At 70.2% G+C, this 1,475-nt stretch carries 2 protein-coding genes and 1 pseudogene; 2 read left to right on the top strand and 1 reads right to left on the bottom strand.

The genetic code is table 11. The annotated features are described in order from the left end of the window. A pseudogene (locus E1265_RS37680) lies at positions 1 to 211 on the top strand (hypothetical protein); the annotation flags it as partial. A 108-nt stretch (positions 212 to 319) separates the two neighbouring features. On the opposite strand, the gene E1265_RS36205 reads toward E1265_RS37680, so the two are convergent. Beyond that, positions 320 to 1,069, bottom strand: coding sequence for an SDR family oxidoreductase (locus tag E1265_RS36205; protein WP_132935171.1), 750 nt, complete (start codon positions 1,067 to 1,069; stop codon positions 320 to 322). A gap of 93 nt (positions 1,070 to 1,162) precedes the next feature. Between E1265_RS36205 and E1265_RS36200 the strand changes: the two genes are divergently transcribed. After that, the coding region (locus E1265_RS36200; RefSeq protein ID WP_132935170.1) for a TetR/AcrR family transcriptional regulator at positions 1,163 to 1,475 on the top strand (313 nt) is incomplete at its 3' end.

The raw sequence follows: 1,475 nt of genomic DNA, 5'->3' as shown, positions 1-1,475 counted from the left end.
GGCCGACCCCACCCGACTCAACCTCCTCTTCTTCCACCGCCCCACCGGCCACGCCGGCGCGCCCTGGCTCCAGTTCCGCCGCGCCCTCCCGCTGGCCGACCCCGAGACTCTCCTCGCCGACCTCACCGCCACCGACCCCCGCGTCGGCGCCGAAGTCGTCGGCGGCTCGAGGGAGTTCGCCGAGCAGCTCGGCTACGCCTGGCCTCCGTAGGCCGCTGTCTCCAACCACCCGCCGAGCGGCTTGATCTCCGCCGTCTCGCGATCGAGGCTGTCGGTTCGCCCGTGGGAGCGAGTCCTCGCCGGCTGTGCGGCCGTCGACCTAGATCTGGTTCAGGCCGCCGTCGACGTACAGGCTCGAACCGGTGATGAAGCTGCTCTGCTCGGAGGCGAGGAAGGCCACGGCGGCGGCGATCTCCTCCGGGCGCCCGAGCCGGCCCAGCGGCACGCGGGCCGCCAGTTGCCGCCTCAGGCCGGCGGCCTGCTCCGGGTCGGGGGCGAGTCCCGACAGCCCTGGTGTGTCGGTCGGGCCGGGCGTTATGGTGTTGACCCGGATGCCTCGCCCCCTGAGTTCGTTGGCCCAGGTCCTGGCGAACGATCGGGTGGCGGCCTTGGTCGCCGCGTACACGCCGAACGCCTCCGAGCCGGCGTCCACGTTGGTCGAGCCGTTCAAGATCACCGAGGCGCCGTCGTTGAGCAGCGGCAGTGCCTTCTGAACGGTGGACAGTGTGCCCCGGACGTTGATGCCGAAGAGCGTGTCGAAGTGCTCCTCGGTGACCTGCTCAAGCGTTGCGAACGCGGCGACGGAGGCGTTCGCGAACAGTATGTCCAGGCCCCGTCCGCGGCTGCGGATCGTCTCGTAGAGGCGGTCGAGGTCGGCCGCGTTCGAGATGTCGCCGGTCACTGCGGTAGCCGCCGAACCGATCACGGCGACGGCCGCGTCGAGTTCGGCCTTGCGCCGGCCAGTGATGAACACGTGCGCGCCCTCGTCCGCCAGCCGTACGGCACTGGCCAGGCCGATTCCGGCGCTGCCGCCGGTGACGAGAGCGGTCTTACCCTCAAGTAGCCCCATGGAACAACCTCTTTCGACTTCCGCAGCGATCGCTGCGGAAGTCGAAAGGTAGCACTTCCGCAGCGATCGATGCAGAAGAGATAGGCTGCGGGGGTGGAGACCAGACAGAGCGGCCCCATCGGCCGCCCCCGAGGATTCGACGCCGACGAAGCTCTCGAGCGCGCCATGCTGGTCTTCTGGGAGCACGGCTACGAGGGGGCCAGCCTGGCCACCCTGACCGAGGCGATGGGCATCTCCGCCAAGAGCATGTACGCGGCCTTCGGTAACAAGGAGCAGCTGTTCCGCAAGGCCCTGGAGCGCTACACCGAGGGCCCGGGCGCATACCTGACCCGCGCCTTGGCGGAGCCGACCGCCCTCGGCGTGGCCACCGCGATCCTGTCCGGCACCGTCCGAACCACCACCCGCC

Source organism: Streptomyces sp. 8K308 (genome assembly GCF_004348315.1).
Classification (GTDB): Bacteria; Actinomycetota; Actinomycetes; order Streptomycetales; family Streptomycetaceae; genus Streptomyces.
The sequence above is the reverse complement of the archived record's forward strand: the minus strand, read 5'-3'. Positions and strand labels throughout refer to the sequence as shown.